Source organism: Lawsonibacter sp. JLR.KK007 (genome assembly GCF_036941135.1).
Classification (GTDB): Bacteria; Bacillota; Clostridia; order Oscillospirales; family Oscillospiraceae; genus Lawsonibacter.
In genome coordinates this window covers 114,491-135,161 of the sequence record NZ_JAYWSY010000002.1, presented here as the reverse complement: position 1 = coordinate 135,161, position 20,671 = coordinate 114,491, and the positions used below count along the sequence as shown (strand labels likewise).

Annotated in this window: 19 protein-coding genes and 1 other RNA gene; 11 read left to right on the top strand and 9 right to left on the bottom strand. The window is 55.3% G+C overall.

The window, feature by feature from the left end:
• Positions 1–140: 140 nt before the first annotated feature.
• The 3 genes from VV088_RS10340 to VV088_RS10330 form a co-directional block, all read right to left on the bottom strand.
• Entirely contained in the window at positions 141–1,775 is a 1,635-nt protein-coding gene (locus tag VV088_RS10340) for a recombinase family protein (protein ID WP_325295105.1), read from the bottom strand.
• A gap of 187 nt (positions 1,776–1,962) precedes the next feature.
• A complete protein-coding gene (locus tag VV088_RS10335; protein ID WP_325295104.1) occupies positions 1,963–2,622 on the bottom strand; it encodes a recombinase family protein in 660 nt (219 codons plus the stop codon).
• Positions 2,623–2,779: 157 nt separating this feature from the next.
• Positions 2,780–4,114 carry a hypothetical protein gene (locus VV088_RS10330; RefSeq protein WP_334600603.1) on the bottom strand — a complete coding sequence of 445 codons (1,335 nt, stop codon included), beginning with the start codon at positions 4,112–4,114 and terminating at the stop codon, positions 2,780–2,782.
• A 744-nt stretch (positions 4,115–4,858) separates the two neighbouring features.
• On the opposite strand from VV088_RS10330, the gene VV088_RS10325 reads away from it, so the two are divergent.
• Together VV088_RS10325 and VV088_RS10320 are read left to right on the top strand one after the other, a co-directional pair.
• Positions 4,859–6,577, top strand: a complete 1,719-nt coding sequence (locus VV088_RS10325; RefSeq protein WP_300754179.1) for a relaxase/mobilization nuclease domain-containing protein — start codon at positions 4,859–4,861, stop codon at positions 6,575–6,577.
• A gap of 49 nt (positions 6,578–6,626) precedes the next feature.
• Positions 6,627–7,607 (top strand): Rep family protein, encoded by a 981-nt coding sequence (locus VV088_RS10320; RefSeq protein ID WP_300754181.1) that lies wholly within the window; start codon positions 6,627–6,629, stop codon positions 7,605–7,607.
• An 837-nt stretch (positions 7,608–8,444) separates the two neighbouring features.
• Here the strand turns inward: VV088_RS10320 and ssrA are convergent.
• The 5 genes from ssrA to VV088_RS10295 all read right to left on the bottom strand — a co-directional run bounded on the left by ssrA (position 8,445) and on the right by VV088_RS10295 (position 11,406).
• Positions 8,445–8,790, bottom strand: a transfer-messenger RNA (tmRNA) gene (ssrA, locus tag VV088_RS10315).
• A 35-nt stretch (positions 8,791–8,825) separates the two neighbouring features.
• Entirely contained in the window at positions 8,826–9,353 is a 528-nt protein-coding gene (locus tag VV088_RS10310; RefSeq protein ID WP_334600602.1) for a peptidylprolyl isomerase, read from the bottom strand.
• 16 nt (positions 9,354–9,369) lie between these two features.
• Positions 9,370–10,182, bottom strand: coding sequence for a hypothetical protein (locus VV088_RS10305; RefSeq protein WP_334600601.1), 813 nt, complete (start codon positions 10,180–10,182; stop codon positions 9,370–9,372).
• A complete protein-coding gene (gene smpB, locus VV088_RS10300) occupies positions 10,179–10,640 on the bottom strand; it encodes an SsrA-binding protein SmpB (RefSeq protein ID WP_334600600.1) in 462 nt (153 codons plus the stop codon). The genes VV088_RS10305 and smpB overlap by 4 nt, the downstream gene beginning before the upstream one ends.
• Positions 10,641–10,740: 100 nt before the next feature.
• On the bottom strand, positions 10,741–11,406 hold the full coding sequence (locus tag VV088_RS10295) for a thiamine diphosphokinase (RefSeq protein WP_334600599.1): 666 nt from the start codon (positions 11,404–11,406) through the stop codon (positions 10,741–10,743).
• A gap of 139 nt (positions 11,407–11,545) precedes the next feature.
• On the opposite strand from VV088_RS10295, the gene VV088_RS10290 reads away from it, so the two are divergent.
• From VV088_RS10290 to VV088_RS10275, 4 genes are all read left to right on the top strand, one after another.
• Positions 11,546–12,685 (top strand): cysteine desulfurase family protein, encoded by a 1,140-nt coding sequence (locus VV088_RS10290; RefSeq protein ID WP_334600598.1) that lies wholly within the window; start codon positions 11,546–11,548, stop codon positions 12,683–12,685.
• 22 nt (positions 12,686–12,707) lie between these two features.
• Positions 12,708–14,084, top strand: coding sequence for an MATE family efflux transporter (locus VV088_RS10285; RefSeq protein ID WP_334600597.1), 1,377 nt, complete (start codon positions 12,708–12,710; stop codon positions 14,082–14,084).
• A gap of 19 nt (positions 14,085–14,103) precedes the next feature.
• Positions 14,104–14,946, top strand: coding sequence for an MBL fold metallo-hydrolase (locus VV088_RS10280; RefSeq protein WP_334600596.1), 843 nt, complete (start codon positions 14,104–14,106; stop codon positions 14,944–14,946).
• A 67-nt stretch (positions 14,947–15,013) separates the two neighbouring features.
• Positions 15,014–15,160 carry a hypothetical protein gene (locus VV088_RS10275; RefSeq protein WP_334600595.1) on the top strand — a complete coding sequence of 49 codons (147 nt, stop codon included), beginning with the start codon at positions 15,014–15,016 and terminating at the stop codon, positions 15,158–15,160.
• 38 nt (positions 15,161–15,198) lie between these two features.
• Here the strand turns inward: VV088_RS10275 and VV088_RS10270 are convergent, their stop codons facing one another.
• A complete protein-coding gene (locus VV088_RS10270; protein ID WP_334600594.1) occupies positions 15,199–15,351 on the bottom strand; it encodes a hypothetical protein in 153 nt (50 codons plus the stop codon).
• A gap of 105 nt (positions 15,352–15,456) precedes the next feature.
• Between VV088_RS10270 and VV088_RS10265 the strand changes: the two genes are divergently transcribed.
• The 5 genes from VV088_RS10265 to dnaJ all read left to right on the top strand — a co-directional run bounded on the left by VV088_RS10265 (position 15,457) and on the right by dnaJ (position 20,657).
• A complete protein-coding gene (locus tag VV088_RS10265; RefSeq protein ID WP_334600593.1) occupies positions 15,457–15,585 on the top strand; it encodes a hypothetical protein in 129 nt (42 codons plus the stop codon).
• 158 nt (positions 15,586–15,743) lie between these two features.
• Entirely contained in the window at positions 15,744–16,799 is a 1,056-nt protein-coding gene (gene hrcA / locus VV088_RS10260) for a heat-inducible transcriptional repressor HrcA (protein ID WP_334600591.1), read from the top strand.
• A 25-nt stretch (positions 16,800–16,824) separates the two neighbouring features.
• The gene (gene grpE / locus VV088_RS10255; RefSeq protein WP_334600589.1) at positions 16,825–17,403 is read left to right on the top strand and encodes a nucleotide exchange factor GrpE; all 579 of its coding nucleotides are present in this window, start codon (positions 16,825–16,827) and stop codon (positions 17,401–17,403) included.
• A 182-nt stretch (positions 17,404–17,585) separates the two neighbouring features.
• Complete coding sequence (gene dnaK / locus VV088_RS10250; RefSeq protein WP_334600588.1) at positions 17,586–19,430, top strand: molecular chaperone DnaK; 1,845 nt, start codon at positions 17,586–17,588, stop codon at positions 19,428–19,430.
• Between the two features lie 81 nt (positions 19,431–19,511).
• Complete coding sequence (gene dnaJ, locus VV088_RS10245; protein WP_334600586.1) at positions 19,512–20,657, top strand: molecular chaperone DnaJ; 1,146 nt, start codon at positions 19,512–19,514, stop codon at positions 20,655–20,657.
• Positions 20,658–20,671: the final 14 nt, after the last annotated feature.

The window sequence follows — 20,671 nt, the reverse complement described above, 5'->3', positions numbered from 1 at the left end:
CAGTACATTAAGGGCATTTCCAATCTGTAAAGGGAAAACATAAGGGAAAACAGCCAAAAATAAGCACAGAAAAAGCCTTGTACCTGTTGCGGCACAAGGCTTTTATCATGGTGGAATCAACCCAAAAGTGTTCGAACCCTTTACGGAAAAAAATTGGGGTCTGTGCCTCCCACACTGATAAGGCTTTCCCTCATTTTTGCTGCAACCGGATTGTCTTCAACATGTGCTTCCGGGTCATTCACGCAATCCATTAGATACCTGTGATTCTCTATCATTTCAAGAGTATCTTCATAAGACAATTCCTGCTTATCATCAGTGAAATGGAACGTGATAACCATTCTCTCTTTATAAACATATATCTTGTCAACAAAAATGTCAAGGACATATTCCCTCAGCTTTTTATCATCCAGATTCCCAACAAAGCTCTCGAAGAATTTCACAATATCATTAAGTTTTATATCGTACTTTTCCCGAAGTTCTTCCGCTTCAATCTGCTCTTTCAACATACGCTTCTGGCCTTCTAATTCGTTCATGGCCTCTTGGACTGTTTCATTGAAAATTCCCGCGCTAATGGCTTTTACAAAGTTTTGCAATTTGCCCTCAACGTCTTTCAGCTTGCTTTTCAGTGATTCCAGATATGCCCCCTTATCATCACTTTTGCTATCTGCGTAATAGTCGAAACACAGCTTTGCGATAATTAGCCTTAATGTAGAATCTTCAAGTATTCGGTCAAGGGTATATCTTACGATTGTTTCAAGTTTCTCCTTTCGCTGATTTCCCATTTTACACGCTTTTTTCTGGTGATTCAAACAGGAATAATAGTAGTAGATTTTCCCGGTTTTACTCGTCCCAGATATACCATGAAGAGTGGCACCACATTCACCGCAATATATATGACCTGTGAGCCAGAAATCAGTTTCTTCTGGGTTTAACTTCCTCGCCGCACCTGTGCCGCCCCGCTTATTCTTTGTTAGCTTCTTGTCGGCAGCGTCAAACAGCTCAACACTAATAATTTGAGGCATTCCGCCCGGTATGACATGCTCACCCCATCTATATTCGCCTATGTACGCCCTGTTTCGAAGTATCATATTTAGCGAGTTCACAACAAATTTATTGCCCCGAATACTCCTAAGCCCGCTTTCGTTTAGCTCATTCGCTATTTTTTGAAGGGGTTTCCCCTCCACATAATTAGTAAAGATTTTCCGAACAATCGGCGCGGTTTCCGGGTCAATTTCATACTTTTCATTCGGCTTCCCAATATAACCCAAAATTTTTACGCCGTTATACAATGCATTTTCAGCGTTAAAATTTTGCCCTCTCATAACGTTGCTGCGGTGGTTCTCAATGAAGTTGTGCGCCATAGAAGCATATAACGCCTGTATCACATAGCGCATATGGCTATCATCTGGAAGCGGCTCACCTACAGTAACGATTTGAACGCCCGAATCTTGTAATTGTGCGTCAATAAAAAATGAATCATGTATTTCACGGGAAAGCCTGTCGAGCTTCCAGAGAATCAAATAGGCGGGGCGTTTATGCTTTGCCTCATAAAGCATGTGCTGCAATCCCGGTCTTTCTATTGTAGTTCCCGTGATACCTCTATCCTCAAATTCACAGCCAGGGGGAATGATATAGCCGTGTTTTTCTGCGTACTCATGGGCCGCTTGCCGCTGCTGGTCAATGGAAACGTCCCGTTGTGCGTCAGAGCTATAACGATAGTAGCAAAAGGCGATATTTCCCGGATTTCGCTTGAACTCTTTCATTTTGTTAGCCATTGTAATTCGCTCCTTTCCTGTTTGGTGGTTTTCGTATGTCTCAAAATTTCTGCTGGGCCTCTTTGGCCGGAGGTGTGTCAACACCTCTTGATTACACAAGAGCACAGGGGTGAAAGGCTGTCAAGGCCGCCGCAGGCGAGGCGAAGCCGGTGCCTTGACAGCCTTTCGCCCCTGTGCTACCCCCGCTTTATCCCTCTGCAAGCCTCATTACATACTTCTTTAGCGTGTTCCGGCTAATACCATGCTTTTCCATAACGGCTTTTTGTGTAATTGTCCTGTCGTGCATGTAAAGCTCTAAATCACGTCTTAATTCATCGGTCATTTTATCCAGCGAGCCTTTTTTACGTCCGCTTCCCTTGTCGCTTGCCGCGATACCGTCTTTTATAGCCTTTGAGATATAACGCCTCTGCTGCTCCGCCCTGTCAAGCTCCACAATCAAAAGCAGCTTTATAATACCTTCCATAGCGGTCTTTGTAACTAAATCCTGACTTTCTGCTGTATTCATCATTTGCCGGATATAGTCGCTTGATATGGTGGGATTGTCCAGAAAAATAATGTTTATGCCCCGTTCAAGCCATTCCATATACTTCTTGTAGCCGTTCTCGGCCTCACGTGTAAACCGGGATAAATCCTTGAAAACAACCGTGTCACCGCTTTGCAATAGCTTGTCGAGCTTGTTAAATTGCTTTCTGTCCGTGAAATTCTTTGCAGACTTTTCTTCCGCAAATTCAATCAGATATTCAATGCCCTTTTCCTCGGCATACTTCTTTAGAGCTTTTTCCTGTCTGCCGAAGTTCTGCCGCTCCGTGTCGGTAGAAATCCGCATATAGCTGTAATAGTTCCCCACAAAAGCACCTCCAATCATCAAACAAACTATAGTTATCCTGACAATAAAATTATACCGTCAAAATAACTTTTTGTCAAGCTATTTTGACGGTATATTCATTAACGTTTTGTGAATAAGTTAGATTGACATATTGCGTCCACATGAGCGCGGGTGCGGCTTACTGTTCAAACATCACAATCGTTTCTTCTTCACCTGTGTTGTAATTCCACAGGAACCAGCCATACTGGTCTTCATATACACAATAGGTGTCATCCAAAATGACGAGATTGCTTCTGTGTACATCCGGGAATGGCAGCGGGTCAGACATGCTCAAATCCTTTAAGTTTACCCATCTGTATTCACTGTCTTTAACACCAAGGTATTTGTCTCCCCCAAAGTAGCAAAGATTATCATGCCCCCATTCACTTACAGCGGGATACAATTCCCCATATTCCAAAACCTGCTCCCCTGCGGCATAGTCATAAATGCCGTCTCTCCGTGTGACGTATTTCCCGCAAAAACTACCGACTTGATTCGTAAAGTCCGAAACATTGCCCGTATCTTCCCATTCGCAAGTATCTGCGTTGAAACGGTAAAGATGAGATTCATCACCCCGCGCATATGCTGTCCCGTCAGCAGCGAACATGTTGTATATACCCAAATACACATCCTCTTTCAGTCCATGTTCAACTTCACGCTGTGGGGCGGGAATCTCGGTCACTTCCTCAAGATTATGGGTCAAAAAGGAAAAGGTGTTGCCCCACATGCTTTGTGCTAAAATGCCCTTTTCAAAAAAATAATAGGATAGATCGCCGAGATAAGCAGTTGTAAGAGCTGTGCCGTTACAATCATACATTCTTGCCCCTACGGAATTCTCACCATCCCCAAACGTAAATCCCATAAAATAAAAATTGCCGTCCATAAAATGAAGAGACCATTGACCCCAGCCGATTGTATCCGGTGAAACAAGTTCCTTGAATTCTTTTGTGGCAATGTCATAAGAACAAAAGACGTCTACACCGCCATAACCTTCTACACCGTGTATATAGACAACTCCGTTATGGATAAAGGCTTTTCTATCGGTAGCATCATAATAAGTATGTCTCGGCCCCTCGCCCTCGACAAAGCCATTATTCCATTCCTCCTGCAAAAGCGCAAGAAGTTCCGTTCCCACATTGCTTTCCTCTTTTGGGTCCTCTGATTCCTCCGGCTCTTCCTCCTTGGGTTCCTCGGATTCTTCCGGCTGCTCCTTGGATTCCTCCGGCTTTTCGCTTTCCTCCGGCTGCTCTGTGGAACTGACAACATTCTCGGATTCGGGTGGTTTATCATCCGTTGCCGTGTTGCCAGAACCACAGGCAGACAGTAAGGATAGGCACATAGACAGTGCCAACATGAGCGCCATTGTTTTTCTTTTCATATTTTCTTCCTCGCACTTGTTTGTATTTTGAACCGCCGCGCCAGACGGTAGGTTCAACTGTCTCAACGGTTCAGCCGTTGGGGGTGGTACTTCCATTCCCGGCCCCCACAGGCTTTCCCGTGTGAGACAACAAAAGCGGCGCAGGGATTTCAAATTCCCTACACCGCTAACAAGCGCACAGCCACATTCTCCCCCTTGATAAAACGCATGGAACGGGGTATAATGAAAAACGGGCGCAGTTATATCTGCTGTGTGGGAGAGGCCATTTCTCCTGCATAGGGCCGGACGGGTGTTACCAGCACCCTTCCGGCCTGCCTTTTTTGTTGTCCGCTATTATTATATATGTTTTGACAAGGAAATGCAATAGGGCATTTCCGCAAAAGAAGGGGTTCCGAGGGGAAACGGTACGTGTCCCCCGGCAAGTAGGGTTTGAGAGGCGCGCCTCTAAACCAGTTACTTGCGCTCGCTTTTGGGCTCTTGACATGCGCGGGATTGTGTGGTAGGATAATCACGAGAGGAATTATTGTTTGCGGCGGGAGCGGCAGACAACAATTCCGAACATACGGGGTTTGCTTCCGACTAACACAAGGCCGCACATGTCAAGAGCGGAACTCCGCTATGTGTTTTAATCACAAACAACAATTACATAGTTTTCAATCACAAACAACAGTTACAGAGTTTGACTAGCAAACAACAGTTACAGAGTTATAATTGCGAAGAAACCAGATAATTTCTCTGTTAATGTCAAACGCTGGGTGTTTTTGTCTTTGTAAGCCTGACATTTCACAGAGAGGAATGTCAGGCTTTTTTGCGCTTAAATTCAGAAATGGAGGAAACTACATGAAAGATGAAAACGAGCTGATACAGGTTACAATCCGGCTACCGCTCAGGGAGAAAGAAAAAATTGACAATCTGGCGAAAAGCGGCGGCTGCTCCACAGCGGAGATTATAAGACGTCTTCTTGATGATAGTTGGAAAAAGTATCTTGACGGGGTGCAGTATGTAGACGGGGAACAGGGCGAAACCATAAAAGAACTGCTTGGCAACATCTACACTGAACTTTCCGGCATGAGGACAGAGCTTCGCCGAATCGGCGTAAATTACAACCAACAGACAAGGCTTAAGCATCTGGAAAACAAGTTTGCCGAAGGAAAAATTAGCGTTCTGGAGTTGGCGAACATACGGCAGTCTATTGTGGAAGAATGCAAAGGTTTTTCCCCGGAAACAATCAATGGAATCATGGACAGGTTTGATACACAGATTGAGGAATTTGCAAACATTATGGCATATACCAGAATTTCCCACACAAGAAACGGAAGAGCCGCTATCCAATATGCGAGAGGAAACGGACGAGGCCACAACGGACACGCAAAGCGGAATTTGCTCATTGGCGGCGTGGGTATGCTGCCTGATGACGTGATACCGTTTGAAAATCAAATGGCCGAGGAATGGGAGCGGGCTTCCGGCAGGAACAAAAATCAGGTGCGGAGAATCGTTGTATCGTTCAGCGAAAAGGAACTTAACCCACAGGGCGAAGATTCTGCCTATTTGGCGTTGGAAATGGCGCAGGAGTTTATTGAAGAAGCCTATCCCAATCGGAAAGCCGCTATTTTCGTACAGAATGACGGGAAAGGCGGAAAGCTGCATGTCCATATCCTTGTTAGTAATGTTGACAGCATGGAATATAAAGGCTGTACGGACGAGCAGACGAAATTTGGATATGTCAAGGAGAACTTCAACCGGGTAGCGGGTAGGCATATCACGCTGGACAACGGCAAAAAGGCGAAGGACAAGTTTACACAGACGGAACGTGCGTTAGAGGAAGAAAACGAGGATGCCGCAGAGAACGGCGGCGCGGCGGCGTATATCTGGAAGGACGATTTGCGCGAGCGGATTCGAATTGCCATGGAGAACGCAACTTCTGAGGATGATTTTCTGGAAGCCTTGGAGGATGAAGGAGTAAAGGCCCGGTATGGTACTTCTCGGCAGCATGACAAGTATATTTCCTATGAACTTGTGGACGTTCCGGACCACATGGAGGGCGCGGACAGGAAGTATAAAGCGCGTTCCTATACCTTGGGTGATGCCTATGGGGTGAAAGCGTTGCGGGAAAAACTGGACGAAAAGGCCAAAGAGCGGTTGCGGATGGCAGAGCAGCGCAGTCATGCAACGGAAAGCAAGGACGATCCGCCCGCCTTCTCACAGAGCGGATGGAACACAGAAATGACACATACCCCGGTAATAAAGTCCGTGGATGTCCAGACGGTGAGAAACAAGGTTGATTCCGTGATTCGCGGATTGCAACAGGATATTAGAGCAGAAGTACCCAGCCCCGCGCAGCAACCCCCTACAACGCCGTCTACGGCAGCAGAGAGGACCGAAGGGGAAAATAGTATCCCCGAAGCGAAACAGCCCACACAGAGCGCGACAGCCCCGCAGACAGATACATTAAGCGGCATGGCGAAGCTGAAAATGATGCTCAAAAAAAGGGATGAAGAAGAAGCACAGAAGCAGTTAGAAAATCAACAGGACGATATGGATTGGTTTCCCCGGCGGTAGGGGAAACCAATCCACAGTAAAAATTCAAAACATTATAAGGAGGCAAAAAATGGCGAGATTAAATGCTAATTTATCCTTTTTTATGCTTGCAAGTGATTATGACCCTGCGCATTACAACTGGCCGGAAAAAGAGCTTGCCGCATTAGGGGACTGCAAAGCAATTGCCGAAGTCATTAAAAAGCGTTTAGAGGACAACGGCGTGAAGGTAAAGGAAATGTACGCTATAGAACACAAGGGCGAGAAAAAGGCTGATTCAAAGTCGAAAGAATACCACAATAGCACTGATGCCACCAAACCGCACTATCACATTGTTGCAAGACTTGAACCCTCGCACGGGGCCACACTGGAAGAAATTGCGGAATATATCGGCGTTCCCCCGGAAGTTATCGAAAAGCCCCGCCCGGGCCGGTACAGTTACCCTAACAGTTTGTCATACCTGACGCACATCAAGTATGAAAACAAGATTCAGTATGCCCCCGAAGATGTTGTAACCCTTGCCGGAACTGATTATATGGAGCGTTACAATGAGAATAAAGAAAGCTGGCTAAAGGGAAGGGATTTCGTGACGAAAAATGGTGGGAAATCGCTTGACCGCCTTTTTCGGGAAGCAATCGCAAAACTAGACAGGGAGGAAATTGCATACAATGAATTGCGCGGTATAAAAGAATATCGTAAACTATTGAAAAATCCGGTGTATGCGAAAAAACTGAAAGACAAAGGCAGATGTATGGCAGACTTAGCAAAGCAAGATTGTTCGGCTTTATGTGATAAAATTCAGAACAGAGAGATAACTTCTTTGGACGAAATCATAGCAAATAAGGAATGGAAATTAGCATGTATGTATCAAAAAAGAGATATAGAGCGTATGCTACGGGAAACAAACTATGTAATCTTGTGTGAAAAAATTAAGAACGGAGAGATAATTTCTCTGGATGAAATTTTAGCGAACAAGGATTGGAAATCAGCATACGAGCCCGAGCTAAATCGTAATTACATACAATCGCTTTTATTAAAATATGTACGCAAATAGAAATAGGGGTAGGCAATGCCTACCCCTATCTCTATTCTTGAATAATTAAATTTTTTTAATAATCCCTCTAATTATACTATACCGCCACACATGCCACACCGAGCCTGCTACACCGCCGTTTCTATCTACAAGCCCTTCTATATTATAACGCACACATTGATTTCTAATTTTAAATATCCCTTGATATTAGTGGCATTTAAGGGGTATTATTAAGAAAACATTATACTCCCTTCGCTCCAGTAGAAAGTTTTTGAAAAAAAGTGTTACAGCCGTTACAAATAAGCTCAGCACTGTCAAACCCGCTCCACACAAGGCTTTCTGTCAAAAAGAGTGTAACACTTTTTGTAACACCTGTAACACTTTTTTTGTTGGCACTTAAAATGTCCCTGACTTCTCCGAACATTTTTGTAACACTTTTTACTAACGTTTTTCCAGAACGCAAAGCCAAAGTATAAGCAAGGCCGGGTGGTAGAAGCTACCGCCCGGCCCCAACATACATAGGCACTACACCACGCCAAACGCCCGAAATGCCTCTAAAACAAGCCTTTCCTTTGCTGTCTTTATAATACCGCTATCCGGCTCCTTCCCGGCCTTAAAATCAAGTTTCAAGGCCCCGCATTTGTCTTTTACCATAGTGACGCTTGACTTGCTGACTTTGACACCGTGATTGTCCTCTATCCATTTTTGAATGGCTGCATAGGTGGGAGGACAATCTGGGTCGCACTGTCCGGCATCGTACCCCGATGTGTCGAGTACGATACCGAAGGTGCTTCTATATACCGCGATACTGCGGATTTGAACGGTTGAACCCGGACGCGGGTTCGAACCTTTTGATTGTGGTGGAGGCGGGGAGAGTTGAACTCCCGTCCGAAAGCACTTCCACAGGAACTTCTCCGAGCGCAGACGATCGATTCCATTCCCTCACTCAAGCGTGGGTCGTCACACTCTTGGGCTTGGTAGAGTCATAATGCGTGGAACGGTCAACTCTTTCCGAACGCACGGGCACCACTTAGGCTACGCCCAGACCCGGCTCGTGGTCCTTCCGGGCAGGACGGCCGCATCAAGCAGCGGCGAGAACTACGTTATCGTCGTTCTTTAATTTATAAGTGCCCATTTTTAGGATGTTAGGCGCATCCGCTCGCTTTTCCTGCTTCTATGCCCCCGTCGAAACCGGTACGCCCCCGTCTGAGCCGCCCCTGCGGGCGGCTGGAGAAACGGTTAAATCTTCTCCGGCTCGGGGTAATCCACGCCGAAGGTGTCTACGGTGACCCTTTTCATGACCTGCTTCTGCCGGGGCCGGTCGTTCCAGTCAGTCTTGCCGGAGACGATGGCGTCGGCGGTCTCCATGCCCTCAATGACCTTGCCAAAGGCGGCGTAGCCGCCGTCCAGGTGGGGGGCCTGGTCCACCATGATGAAGAACTGGCTGCCGGCGGAATCGGGGTCCATGGCCCGGGCCATGGACAGCACCCCCCGGTCGTGGGCCAGGTCATTTTGGAATCCATTCTGGGAGAACTCCCCCTTGATGGAGTAGCCCGGACCGCCCATGCCGGTGCCCTGGGGACAGCCGCCCTGGATCATAAAGCCGGGGATGCAGCGGTGGAAGATCAGGCCGTCGTAAAAGCCCTTCTGGATCAGGGAAATGAAGTTGTTCACGCTGTTGGGAGCCGTCTCGGGGTAGAGCTCCGCCTTCATGACGGAGCCGTTTTCCATCTCAATGGTGACGATGGGATGTTTGGTATCAGGCATGGCTTCCTTTCCTTCCTCATGCTCCCTGATCGGAGCACAGCTTGATTTTGTGACTGGTCAGGAACTTCATCCACTGGGGGGCGAAGTCCTCTCTGGGGCTGAATTTGATCACGGGCCTGCCCCGCTTGTCGTATAACACGTAGCACTCATCCGAGTGCTGAAGGCGGCAGCAGTCCATCTCCTCCAGGGGGAGCTCCCGGCGGCCCAGTCCCCGGTACACCCAAACCTGTTCGCCATCCACGGTCAGGAACGGCGGAAACAGCTGGCCCGTTCCCACCGCGCAGACCCAGGGGGCGGCAATGGAGAGAAGCGCCATGCCAAGCACGATGGTCAGGTTCCGTTCTATGTGGGCGCTGCTGACCATAGCCGTAACGGGTACGCCCGCCAGGAGCAGCACCAGCCCGAGTCCAAACCCCAGGCCGATCCACGTCCCCACGGGGATGGTGCGCCGGAGCTGAAGGGTAAACCGGAGGCTGGGAACTGTCCCTGCAGGGCGGACGATCTCCAGCGGCTGGCCGTCCGGGTGGTAGAAGGGCACCCCCTGATCCAGCAGATACTGGAGAAAGACTGCGCCGTTTTTCTCCATACGGGCAAAGCTGCACAGCGTTTTGCCCTGGGCGTCCAGCAGGAGGTTTTCGAAGCTCCGGCCCTTGGGACGGTGGACGATCAGGCGTGCGGCCTCGTGGACAGAAAAGGTCCGGCTCTTCCCCAGGGGAGGCTCCACCCGAATGACGGCCCTCTGGATATGAATGACCCGTCCGCCGCCGCCTTCGTTGACACAGAAGGCGTCTGGAACGGTCAGTCCGGGACTGGAAAAGGCGTGGGTCATCGGCTCCTGGTCTTCATGGCCCGGTCCATCTCCCGCTTGGCGTCACGCCGGGCGGCGGATTCCCGCTTGTCGTAGAGCTTTTTGCCCTTGGCCAGGCCGATTTCCAGCTTGACCCGGGGGCCCTTGAAGTAGAGGGACAGGGGGATCAGGGAATAGCCGTCCTGCTTGATCTTTGCGAACAGGCGGAGAATCTCCCGCTTGTGCATGAGCAGGCGGCGGGTACGGCGGGGGTCCTTGTTAAAGATGTTGCCCTTCTCGTAGGGGCTGATGTGCATACCAAGGACAGAAATTTCCCCGTCCTTGATCAGGCAGAAGGAATCCTTCAGGTTCACGTTGCCCAGCCGGATGGATTTCACCTCGGTGCCCGCCAGCTCGATGCCGGTCTCATACTTCTCCTCAATGAAGTAGTCGTGGTAGGCTTTGCTGTTTTTGGCGACGATTTTGACCGCCTCGCCCATAGCGGACACCTCCTCTCTCGAAGGGAGTATATCAATATACCATGGCGCGCTCAAAAAATCAAGAGGAAAAAATGGAATATTTTGTCCCAAAACTGGGAGCTCAAACCGCCCAGAGCTTGGGCAGTTTGCTGTAAAAATCCCCTTTGTCCTCCCAGATCAGCAGCAGACTGCCCTGCTTCACCGACACAGAAGCCTCCTGGCCCAGGAACTGGTTGCTCACCCCCAGGGGGAAGCTGCCGGTGAGGGTATACCCATTCAGAGGGTACTTCAGCCCTGTCAGGTCCACCCCCTCTGCCCTGCCGCTGTTGCAGAGGACGGACAGATAGCCGGTCATAGACGGCGGGAAGGTGACAGACATACCGTCCCGGATGCAGGTGGCGGCGGTCTTTTCCCCCGCCAGGAAGCCCTGACCGCCCTGACAGGCCAACCAGTCCAGCAGTTGGAGGTTGCCCAAGGTGTGCTCCAGCCGTCCGCCCACGCCCCCCAGCAGGACGAAGCGGCGGTAGCCCAGCTCCAGCCCCTTGCGCAGGGCGAAGACCATGTCGGTGTCGTCCTTTTCCGCCGGGAGCTGGATCACATTGGGGTGGTTGGGCCGGTGGCCCAGGGAATCGAAGTCCCCCACCGCCAGGTCGGGCCGCACCCCGTAGGCCACCAGGGAATCGAACCCCCGGTCGGCGGCGATGACGTAGTCCCCCTGGACGGGGTAGGGCCGCAGGTCCGGTGTGAGGGACATGGCCCCCACGATGTAGCAGATGTTTCGGTTCACCCCGCGCCACTCCTTTGGTCGTTCTTGCTTCCATTATATACAAAAACGCGCCCCTTTGCAAGGGCAAATCCCTATTGACTTTCCCATCGGGACAGCTTAAAATAGCCGGTATTGAATTTGTTTTCGGGAGGCGGACACCATGCTCCACTACTTTGACAACGCCGCCACCACGCCGGTGCGGCCCGAAGCCGTTCAGGCGGCGGTGGAGGCCATGACCCAGGGCTGGGGGAACCCCTCCTCCCAGTACGCCTTTGGCCGCCAGGCGGCCGGCCGGGTGAAGGGCTGGCGGGCGGACACGGCTGCGGCCCTGGGCTGCCGGCCGGAGGAGGTTTTCTTCACCTCCTGCGGCTCGGAGAGCGACAACTGGGCCATCCGCGGGGCGCTGGAGCTGAACCGCCGCCAGGGGAAACACATCGTTACCACCGCCATCGAGCACGCCGCTGTGCTGGAACCCCTCAAGGCGCTGGAGAGACAGGGGTATGAGGTGACCTGTCTCCAGCCCGACCGCTGGGGGGAGCTGGACCCCGCCCAGCTGTCCGCCGCCCTCCGCCCGGACACGGTGCTGGTATCCATGATGTTGGTAAACAACGAGCTGGGTACCGTCCTCCCCGTGAAGGAGGCGGCCCGGGCCATCAGGGCGGCGGGCTGTCCCGCCCTGCTCCACTGCGACGCGGTCCAGGGCTTTTTAAAGGTGCCCTTCACCCCCAAGGAGCTGGGGGTGGACCTGCTGTCGGTGAGCGGCCACAAGATCCACGCCCCCAAGGGGGTGGGGGCGCTGTACGTCCGGAGCGGGCTGAAGCTGCCCCCCCTCATCCGGGGCGGGGGACAGGAGGGCGGCCTGCGCTCCGGCACCGAGGCCACCGCCCAGATTGCCGCCTTCGCCGCCGCCGCCCGGCTGGGGGCCGCCTCCATGGAGGCGGATACCGCCCGCATGGCGGAGCTGAGAGCCTGCACCGTGGAGCGGCTGGCCCGGGAGGTCCCGGAGGCCCAGGTCCTCACCCGCGGGGGCGCGCCCCACATTCTGCCCATCACCCTGCCCGGCTACAAGAGCGAGGTGGTGGTCCGCTTCCTCAGCGACCAGGGGGTGTGTCTGTCCTCCGGCTCCGCCTGCCATCGGGGGAAGCCCAGCCATGTCTTTGCCGCCCTCAAGCTGCCCAGGCCGCAGCTGGATGGGGCGCTGCGGATCAGCTTTTCCTGTGACACCACCCGGGAGGATGTGGACGCCCTGATCAAGGGGCTGCGGGCGGCCAAAGAGCAGCTGTTTCCCACATTATCATAATCGTACAAAGGAGCCATTTCCCATGTTTGCGTTCATGAAGCAGAAACCCGGTTTTTACCGGCAGGTGATTTTGCTGTCCCTGCCCATCGTGCTGCAAAACCTCATCACCAGCGCCCTGGGCATGGCGGATACCTTTATGGTGGGCATGCTGGGGGAGGCCCCCATGGCGGCGGTGACCCTGGCCAACATTCCTCTGTTCGCGGTGCAGATGTTCATCTTCGGGGTGCAGAGCGGGTCCTCCGTCCTCATCAGCCAGTACTGGGGCAGGCAGGAGATGGAGTCCATCAACCGGGTGCTGGGGGTGGCCCTGTGGGTGGCGCTGGGGGTGTCCTCCCTGTGCGCGGCGGTGCTGCTGGTGTGTCCGGTGGAGTTTTTGTCCCTCTTCGGCAACGAGCCCGAGGTCATTGCTCTGGCCGCTCAATACGGGTCCATCGCCGGGGTCTCCTACGTGTGCAGCGCCTTTACCATGATGTATGTAGCCGCCTACCGCAGCATGGAGCGGCCCCAGCTGGGCATGTACATCCTGGGCGCGTCCATGACGGTGAACACCTTCCTCAACTGGGTGCTGATTTTTGGCAACCTGGGCGCTCCCGCCATGGGGGTGCGGGGGGCGGCGATGGCCACCCTCACCGCCCGGCTGCTGGAGGTGGCCATCGTGGTCCTGCACATGATGAAAAACCGCTTTTTCCAGGTGCGGCTGGGGCTGCTGGTCCGGCCCGGGCTGGACATGACCCGCCGCTTCCTGAAATACGGCGGGCTGGTGGTGTGCAACGAGACCATGTGGGGGCTGGGAACCTCCATGTTCCCCACCATCATGGGCCACATGGCGGGCAGCACCGAGCTGTTGGCCGCCTACACCATCGCCGGCAACGTGGAGAAGATTGTGATGGTGGCCTCCTTCGGCCTGTCCACCACAGCCGCCATCATCATCGGCCGGGAGATCGGCGCGGGCCGGCAGGACAAGCTCCTGGACGTGGGCAAGGCGCTGAACGCCCTGGCAGTGGGGGAGGGTTTGGTGCTGGGCGGGACGCTGCTGGCCTTCGTCCTGTTTGCTGCCCCCCTCTGGGTGTATCCCCTGTTCAAGCTGTCCCACGGGGCGGCGGCGGTGGCCTCCATGATGATGACCATGATGGCGCTGGCCATGCCGCTGAAGGATTTCAACACGGTGAATATTGTAGGGGTGCTCCGAGGGGGCGGGGATGTGAAGGCGGCCACCCTCATCGACACCGGTCCCCTGTGGCTGGTGGCCATCCCCTACGCCGCCCTGTGCGGGCTGGTGGTGAAAACCACCGTGTTCTGGGTCTATCTGGCCTTTCCCCTGGAACAGGCGGTCAAGTTCTTCGTGGGCATTGGCCGCCTGCGCTCCGGAAAGTGGGTCCGGGACCTGACGCGGGCATAAAAATAAGGAGGCGCTTCCCATGAAAGTCACTGTTCTGATGGAAAACACCGCCCTGGAGGGCTGCGGCCTCACCCCGGAGCATGGGCTGTCCCTATACATCGAATACCGGGGCCGCAAGCTGTTGCTGGACGCCGGCTCCTCGGGAAAATTCGCGGACAACGCCCAGGCCCTGGGGGTGGACCTGACCGCCGTGGAGCTGGCCGCCCTGTCCCACGGCCACTACGACCACGCCGACGGCCTGCGCCGGTTCTTCCAGGTCAATGACAGGGCCAAGGTGTACGCCCGTCCCGGAGCGGCGGGACCTTACTTCTCCATGAGGACGGACGGCCCCTGCTTTATCGGCATTCATCGGGAAATCTTTGCTCAGTCCCAGGACCGCTTTGTGTCTGTGGATGGCCTGTATCCTTTGATGGAAGGGGCCTGGCTGGCGCCGGACCCGGTCCAGGCCCCGGACGGCTCCGGCCGGTCCGACGGCCTGCTCTTTAAGCGGGGGGAGGACGATTTTATCCCGGACGACTTCCGCCATGAGCAGTCCCTGGTGCTGGAGGGGGAGAAGGGGCTGGTGGTCTTTAACTCGTGCAGCCACAGTGGGATCGTCCCCATCGTCCGGGAGGTGCTGGACCAGCTGCCCGGGAAACAGGTGTACGCCGTGGTGGGCGGCTTCCATATGGCCGCCAAGGGACAGGGGGCGCTGAACTGTACCCCCGAGTATGTGTTCCAGGTGGCCGGCGCCCTGAAGGAGCTGGGCGTGGAGGAACTCCACACCGGCCACTGCACCGGAGAAACCGCCCTGGCCCTTCTGCGGGAGCGCTTCGGTCCTCACTGCCACGCCCTGGCGACGGGGCAGGTGCTGAATTTTTAAAAAACGGTTGCAAAGAGCCTGAATTTGCGGTATAATGAACACATAATTTATAATGGGAGGTAGCTGTATGGGCCAGACTGACAAGCAATTCAACGGTTTTCTGCGCATGGTTATCAGGGATTTAAAAGAAGGTCTTGCAGAGGATGACCCGGCAAAGCTGCGTGAGAAGATTGAGATTCTTTTAGTTGACTTGCAATCTACGTTGGAAGACTAATGGAACAAAACTGACCGCCTGTCCATTCCGGCAGGCGGTCAGCTTTCTTTTTCACGTTCGGTGATATAGTTTATAAGGATCGTCTCAACCATATTGACAAGGCTTCGATTTTCCATTTGGCCATATGTTCTGATTTTTTCGGCCACTTCCTCGTTCAGACGAAACGTGTAAGTTTTCTTTTCGATTCCCATACGATCACCTTCTGAATAAATTGTATCGTACTACAACAAATTATTCAAATAATCCATTGCAATCGAATGCATTTTAATGTATTCTATAATATGGAGGTGATCAATATGGAAGACTACAAGGAAATGTACGAGACCATGGTCCGGGCCAGCGAGAAAGCAATGAATCTCTTAATTGATGCTCAGCGGAAATGTGAGGAGATGTATCTTGCGGCGGAGGAAGAAGAGAAGAATTAGCACAACCCCGGCTGTTCTGCAAGGAATGGCCGGGGCTGATTTGTTTATAATAAATTCATAAAGAGGCTATTGACAATTTTGGAGGGGAGTGGTACATTATCTTTAGCACTCGGGGAATATGAGTGCTAAACCAATGAAATCGAAAGGCGGTGAGTGCCGTGGCACTGTCAGACCGGAAAAAGCGCATACTCCGCGCCATTGTCGAGACCTACATCGCCACCGCCGAGCCGGTGGGCTCCAAGGCGGTGGCCCAGCTGGCCGGGCTGGACGTCTCCACCGCCACCATCCGCAACGAGATGGCCGACCTCACCGACCAGGGCTACCTGGAGCAGCCCCATACCTCCGCCGGACGCATCCCCTCCGCCGCCGGCTACCGGCTCTACGTCAACGAGCTGATGGACCGGCAGCAGCTCACCATCCAGGAGACCCAGCGCATCAACGACGCCCTCAACCTGAAGATGGAGGAGCTGGACCGGGTGATCGACCGGGCGGGCAAGGTGCTCTCCCAGCTCAGCGACTACCCCGTGTTCACCATGGCCGCCGCCAAGGAGCGGGTCACCGTCAAGCGGTTCGACCTGCTGATGGTGGAGGAAAACGCCTTTATCGCCGTGGTCATGACCGACAGCAGCGTGGTGAAGAACAAGCTGATTCACATTCCCGACGGCCTGTCCGACCCCCAGCTGCAAATGCTGTCCGCCGTGCTGAACTCCTCCTTCGTGGGCCTGTCCCGGGAGGAGATGGAGGATACCCTGGACAAGATGGAGACCCATACCGCGCCGGGGGCCTTTCAGCTCATCGCCCTGGTGGTGGAGTTCGCCATGGAGGTGCTGTCCGGCCAGCGGGAGCAGAAGTTCCGCACCGCCGGCATCACCCATCTGCTGGAGCACCCGGAGTACCGCAGCCTGGACAAGGCTAAGCCCCTGATGGCCTACCTCAGCGAGGACACCGACGAGCCCCGCCTGCCCGCCACCCTGGACACCGGCAAGAATATGAACATCCTCATCGGGCCGGAAAACGTGAGCGACGCTTTGAAGGACACCAGCGTGGTCATGGCCAGCTACGACATCGGGGACAACATGCGGGGGGTGATCGGGGTGGTGGGTCCCACCCGCATGGATTACGCCAAGGTCACCGCCCGGCTGTCCTATTTCGCCGACAGCCTGACCCGCATGTTCGGCAAGGAGCTGCCCGCCCCGGAGGATTCCGAAGAATAATCGAGACTGCGAAGGAGCATGAATCGTGAGTAAAAGTAAGAAGAAAGAGACGCAAGAGGTCCCCGACCAGGAGATGTCCGCGGAGGAGGTCCTGGAGGAGCGGACCGAGCCGGAGGAGGCCCTCCCGGAGGAGCCCCAGACCGGCGGCCCCGGCGAGGAGCCGGAAGGGACGGAGGAGACTCCCGTCGTGGAGCAGATGGTGTCCAAGGACCAGTTTCTCCGCCTGGCCGCCGAGTATGACAACTACCGCAAGCGCACCGCCAAGGAGAAGGAGAGCCTGTGGACCGACGCAAAAGCGGATACCGTCCAGGCCTTTCTCCCCGTCTACGACAACCTGGAGCGGGCCCTCAAGCAGGACACCGCCGACGAGGCATTCAAAAAGGGCGTGGAGATGACCATGAACCAGCTGAAGGAGGTCTTCGCCAGGCTGGGGGTCACCGAGATCGAGGCCCAGGGCCAGCCCTTCGACCCCAACCTCCATAACGCCGTCATGCACATCGAGGACGAGAATCTGGGGGAGAATACCGTCGCCCAGGTCTTCCAGGCCGGCTTCATGCTGGGGGAGAAGGTCATCCGCTTCGCTATGGTCCAGGTGGCCAATTAGCGTGTGCCGTTTGAGAGAAGGAGGTCAGACCGGCATGTGTAAACCCTGTAAAAACGTTCAATTCACCCTGATGCTCAGCGCCGGGCTGCTGGTCTGGCTGTCCGCCCTGCTGGGCGTGGGAGCCATGCTCCTGCATTGAATCTGTTAACACCAATCTTTCATATATTTAGGAGGAAAACATCATGGGAAAAATTATTGGCATCGATTTAGGTACGACTAACAGCTGCGTAGCGGTGATGGAGGGCGGCGACGCCGTAGTCATCGCCAACGCCGAGGGCAACCGCACCACCCCCTCCGTCGTGGCCTTCTCCAAGGACGGCGAGCGCATGGTGGGCCAGGTGGCCAAGCGCCAGGCCATCACCAACCCCGACCGGACCATCAGCTCCATCAAGCGGGAGATGGGTTCCGACTACCGGGTGGAGGTAGACGGCAAGAAGTACACCCCCCAGGAGATCAGCGCCATGATTCTCCAGAAGCTGAAGGCGGACGCCGAGGGCTACCTGGGCCAGCCTGTCACCGAAGCGGTGATTACCGTCCCCGCCTACTTCACCGACGCCCAGCGCCAGGCCACCAAGGACGCAGGAAAAATCGCCGGCCTGGAGGTCAAGCGCATCATCAACGAGCCCACCGCCGCCGCTCTGGCTTACGGGGTGGACAAGGAAGAGGCCCAGAAGATCATGGTCTACGATCTGGGCGGCGGCACCTTCGACGTGTCCATCCTGGACATTGACGACGGCGTCATCGAGGTTCTGGCCACCGCCGGCAACAACCGTCTGGGCGGCGACGACTTTGACAAGTGCGTCATGGACTGGATGGTGGCCGAGTTCAAAAAAGCCGAGAGCGTGGACCTGTCCGGCGACAAGGTGGCCATGCAGCGCCTGAAGGAGGCCGCCGAGAAGGCCAAGATCGAGCTGTCCGGCGTGACCACCACCGCCATCAACCTGCCCTATATCACCGCCGACGCCACCGGCCCCAAGCACCTGGACCTGACCCTGTCCCGGGCCAAGTTCAACGAGCTGACCCACCATCTGGTGGAGGCCACCATGGGTCCCGTCCGTCAGGCTATGGGGGACGCCAAGCTCTCCGCCGGCGATCTGCACAAGGTCCTGCTGGTGGGCGGCTCCAGCCGCATCCCCGCAGTCCAGGACGCGGTGAAGAACATCACCGGCCGGGACGGCTTTAAGGGCATCAACCCCGACGAGTGCGTGGCTATGGGCGCGGCTCTCCAGGGCGGCGTGTTCACCGGCGACGTAAAGGACCTGCTGCTGCTGGACGTCACCCCCCTGTCCCTGGGTATCGAGACCGCCGGCGGCGTCATGACCAAGATCATCGACCGCAACACCACCATCCCCGCCCACGGCAGCCAGGTGTTCACCACCTACTCCGACAACCAGACCTCCGTGGAGGTCAAGGTGCTTCAGGGCGAGCGGGAGATGGCCCAGTACAACAAGCAGCTGGGCGTGTTCATGCTGGACGGCATCCTGCCTGCCCGCCGGGGCGACCCCAAGATCGAGGTTACCTTCGACATCGACGCCAACGGCATCGTGAACGTGTCCGCCAAGGACCAGGGCACCGGCCGGGAGCAGCACATCACCATTACCTCCTCCACCAACATGAGCAAGGAGGAGATCGACAAGGCCATGCGGGAGGCGGAGCAGTTCGCCGCCGAGGATAAGAAGGCCCGGGAGGCCGCCGACATCCGCAACGCCGGCGACCAGACCGCCTATCAGGTGGAGAAGACCCTGGGCGAGGTGGGCGACAAGATTCCCGCCGAGGATAAGGCCAAGGTCCAGGCCGCTCTGGACCACCTGAAGGAGACCCTGAAGGGGGCCGACATCAACGCCATCAAGGACGCCACCGAGGCCGTCAACAAGGAGTTTGCCGAGGTGGGCTCCAAGATCTATGGTCAGGCCGGTCCCGGCCCCGATATGGGCGGCGGCTTTGCCGGAGGTTCTCAGCCCGGCGGTCAGGCGGGGCCCGATGTGGTGGACGCCGACTATGAGGTCATCGACGACGACCAGAAGTAAAACAGAATATTCTGAGGAAGGAGCTGAGCGGACGGGTGAGGACCCTGTTCCGCTCGCCTTCCATGTCAAGAGGTGAAACATATGGCGGAAGAAAAACGCGACTATTACGAGGTCCTGGGTCTGAGCAAAGGGGCTTCGGAGGAAGAACTGAAAAAGGCCTACCGCAAGCTGGCCAAGAAGTACCACCCTGACGTAAACCCCGGCGACAAGGACGCCGAGGCCAAGTTCAAGGAGATCAACGAGGCCTACGGCATCCTCTCTGACCCGGAGAAAAAGACCCGGTACGACCAGTTCGGCTTTGCCGGGGTGGACCCCAGCTACGGCGGGGGCGGGGGCATGGGCTTCGACATGGGGGATATCGACCTGGGCGACATTTTCGGCTCCTTCTTCGGCGGAGGCTTTGGCGGCTTCGGCGGGGGCGGCTCCCGGCGGAACGGGCCCCAGAAGGGGGAGAGCCTGCGGGTCAATCTGGCCCTCAGCTTTGAGGAGGCGGCCTTCGGCTGCACCAAGGAGATCGAGCTGAGCCGCACCGAGACCTGCGAGGAGTGCAAAGGCTCGGGCTGCGCGGCGGGCACCACCGCCGAGACCTGTCCCGACTGCCGGGGAGCGGGCCAGGTGCGCATCCAGCGGGGGGCGGGGGGCTTTGCCTTCTCCACCACCACCGCCTGCCAGAAGTGCCGGGGGACGGGAAAGATCATCCACACCCCCTGCAAGACCTGCGGCGGCGCAGGCAGCGTGCGCAAGAAGCGGCGGGTGTCGGTGACCATCCCGGCGGGCATTGACGACGGTCAGGCCGTTTCCATACGGGGCCAGGGCAACGCCGGGACCAACGGCGGCCCTGCCGGAGACCTGCTGGTGCGGGTGCAGATCAAGCCCCACCCCCAGTTCCAGCGGGACGGGGTGACCGTGCTTTACGAGCACCCGGTCACCTTCTATCAGGCGGCCATGGGGGCCGAGCTGGAAATCCCCACCATCGACGGCAAGGTGAAATACAGCCTCCCCGCCGGTACCCAGACGGGCACCACCTTCCGGCTACGGGGCAAGGGCATCCCCGAGCTGCGCAGCAGCCGCCGGGGGGACCAGTACGTCACCATAAAGGTTCAGGTGCCCACCTCCCTGAACAGCGAGCAGAAGGCGGCCCTCAACGCCTTCGGCGCGGCCATGGGGGAGGAGGTCCAGGAGAGCGGGCTGAAGAGCTTTTTTGACAAGAAAAAGAAGAAAAAGTAAAAAAGTCCCGGTCT

What these genes read in the sequence shown, in the direction of transcription:
- VV088_RS10290 (WP_334600598.1), top strand. Translation starts at nt 11,546, where the DNA reads ATGCTCCACTACTTTGACAACGCCGCCACCACGCCGGTGCGGCCCGAA.
- VV088_RS10275 (WP_334600595.1), top strand. Translation starts at nt 15,014, where the DNA reads ATGGGCCAGACTGACAAGCAATTCAACGGTTTTCTGCGCATGGTTATC.
- dnaK (WP_334600588.1), top strand. Translation starts at nt 17,586, where the DNA reads ATGGGAAAAATTATTGGCATCGATTTAGGTACGACTAACAGCTGCGTA.
- VV088_RS10320 (WP_300754181.1), top strand. Translation starts at nt 6,627, where the DNA reads ATGGCGAGATTAAATGCTAATTTATCCTTTTTTATGCTTGCAAGTGAT.
- VV088_RS10280 (WP_334600596.1), top strand. Translation starts at nt 14,104, where the DNA reads ATGAAAGTCACTGTTCTGATGGAAAACACCGCCCTGGAGGGCTGCGGC.
- VV088_RS10310 (WP_334600602.1), bottom strand. Translation starts at nt 9,353, where the DNA reads ATGCCTGATACCAAACATCCCATCGTCACCATTGAGATGGAAAACGGC.
- VV088_RS10270 (WP_334600594.1), bottom strand. Translation starts at nt 15,351, where the DNA reads ATGGGAATCGAAAAGAAAACTTACACGTTTCGTCTGAACGAGGAAGTG.
- smpB (WP_334600600.1), bottom strand. Translation starts at nt 10,640, where the DNA reads ATGGGCGAGGCGGTCAAAATCGTCGCCAAAAACAGCAAAGCCTACCAC.
- VV088_RS10340 (WP_325295105.1), bottom strand. Translation starts at nt 1,775, where the DNA reads ATGGCTAACAAAATGAAAGAGTTCAAGCGAAATCCGGGAAATATCGCC.
- VV088_RS10265 (WP_334600593.1), top strand. Translation starts at nt 15,457, where the DNA reads ATGGAAGACTACAAGGAAATGTACGAGACCATGGTCCGGGCCAGCGAG.
- VV088_RS10330 (WP_334600603.1), bottom strand. Translation starts at nt 4,114, where the DNA reads ATGGAAGTACCACCCCCAACGGCTGAACCGTTGAGACAGTTGAACCTA.
- dnaJ (WP_334600586.1), top strand. Translation starts at nt 19,512, where the DNA reads ATGGCGGAAGAAAAACGCGACTATTACGAGGTCCTGGGTCTGAGCAAA.
- VV088_RS10305 (WP_334600601.1), bottom strand. Translation starts at nt 10,182, where the DNA reads ATGACCCACGCCTTTTCCAGTCCCGGACTGACCGTTCCAGACGCCTTC.
- VV088_RS10285 (WP_334600597.1), top strand. Translation starts at nt 12,708, where the DNA reads ATGTTTGCGTTCATGAAGCAGAAACCCGGTTTTTACCGGCAGGTGATT.
- VV088_RS10325 (WP_300754179.1), top strand. Translation starts at nt 4,859, where the DNA reads ATGAAAGATGAAAACGAGCTGATACAGGTTACAATCCGGCTACCGCTC.